Source organism: Hymenobacter agri, from assembly GCF_054778495.1.
Genome location: NZ_BAAGZM010000785.1, coordinates 1 through 1,625, shown reverse-complemented (window position 1 = coordinate 1,625; position 1,625 = coordinate 1). Strand labels below are relative to the sequence as shown.

At 65.5% G+C, this 1,625-nt stretch carries 2 protein-coding genes; one reads left to right on the top strand and one right to left on the bottom strand.

What is annotated here, in order from left to right; translation table 11 throughout:
• A partial coding sequence (locus ACYVDE_RS22100; protein WP_460503698.1) for a TonB-dependent receptor domain-containing protein occupies positions 1–1,072 on the top strand: 1,072 nt, incomplete at its 5' end.
• Positions 1,073–1,306: 234 nt separating this feature from the next.
• Here ACYVDE_RS22100 and ACYVDE_RS22095 read toward each other — a convergent pair.
• Positions 1,307–1,625: T9SS type A sorting domain-containing protein (locus ACYVDE_RS22095; protein WP_460503697.1), on the bottom strand; the 319-nt coding region annotated here is incomplete at its 5' end.

Genomic DNA, 1,625 nt, shown 5'->3' with positions numbered 1-1,625 from the left:
CGGCGGTGAGTGGCAGGGCAGCCTGGCCAACGGGCGCAGCTACCTGAACGTGGGCGGCATGCCCGGCGCGCTGCGCTACGACGACGACATTACTACCACCACGGGCTTCATATTCGGGCAGGCCGACTACGAGCTGCCGGCCGGCCTGCTGCTCACGGCCGCCGCCAGCTACAACCGCCTGCGCTACGGCATTGTGCGCAGCAGCGCGGCCGCCACCAACCCCAGCGGCTACCGGTTTGCGCGCGATTTCCGGCCGGTGCTCTCGCCCCGAGTGGCGCTGCTGAAGGAGTTTGCGCCCGCGCTGGCCGCCTACGTCAGCGTGAGCACTGGCTTTGCGCCACCTACAGTAGAGGAAATTCGCCCTTCGGATGGCAGCCTGAACGGGGAGTTGCAGGCCGAGCGCGGCACCAGCTACGAGGTGGGTGCGCGCGGCCAGCTGTTTGGCAGTCGGCTAAGCTACGATGTGAGCATCTTCGATTTGGAGCTGCGCGAAACCATCGTGAGCAGCAGCACGGCGCAAGGCATTGTCGTCTTCCGCAACACCGGCCGCACCCACCAGCGCGGCCTCGAAGCGGCCCTGAGCGGCTGGCTGTGGCGCGAAATGGGGCCGCTGACAAATGCTCCCGACAACGTGCAAACCACCGGCCGCGGCCTGCGCGCCTGGGCCAGCTACGCCTACAACGACTTTCGCTTCGGCAGCTACGCCAGCGGCGGCCCCGACCTGAGCGGCAACCGCCTCACTGGGAGCACGCCTCATACACTCAGCGCCGGGCTCGATTTCAGCGAGCGGTTGGGCTTCTATCTCAGCCCCAATCTCAGCCACCAGGCCCGCATAGTGCTCAACGACGCCAATACCGATACTGCGGCGGGCTATTGGGTGTTCGGCGCGCGCGGCGGCTGGCGGCGCACGCTGCTGGGCCACCTCGAAACCAATATTTACGCCGGCCTCGACAATGCCCTCGACCGCCGCTACAGCCTCGGCAACGACCTGAATGCCTTCGGCGGGCGCTACTTCCAGCCCGCACCCGGGCGGGCCTGGTACGGCGGCGCGCAACTGGGCTGGCGTTTTTGAAGCAGGAGTTGTCCGGCTTGATAGGCGGAGTACCCCGAATTTTTAATTCGGCTTGTTGAACGAGTGTCATTAGCTGCTACTTGTGCAGGCGGGCCGAATTAAAAATTCGGGATACTCTGCCCACGGTTTCAGGTAAGCGCAATCAATTCCTGAACGTAACAACGAGCCATAAAAAAGAGCCGGCTGCTTGCGCGGCCGGCTCTTTCTCATTGCCCGGAAGTGGGCGCTGCGGCGCTAGTGCAGCAGGCTCAGGCGAATGGTTTGGGTACCGGTGGCGGTTACCAGCCGGGCCACGTACAGGCCTTCCTGCAGGCCCGTGCCTACGGCAAACTGGTAGCGCATGCCGGCCTGGGCCTCGCCGCTGCTCACGCGGGCTACTTCGCTGCCTTTCAGGTCGTACACGGTCAGCGTGTACTTCGCCGTTTCGGGCAGGGCAAACGACAGCATCGTGGTAGCGGCAAAGGGGTTGGGCGAGGCGGCCAGCTTGCCGGCTTCGGTCGAAGTATGGTCGGCGGCCAGGTCGGCGCTTGGGGCCGGCGCGCTGGCCGTGCTC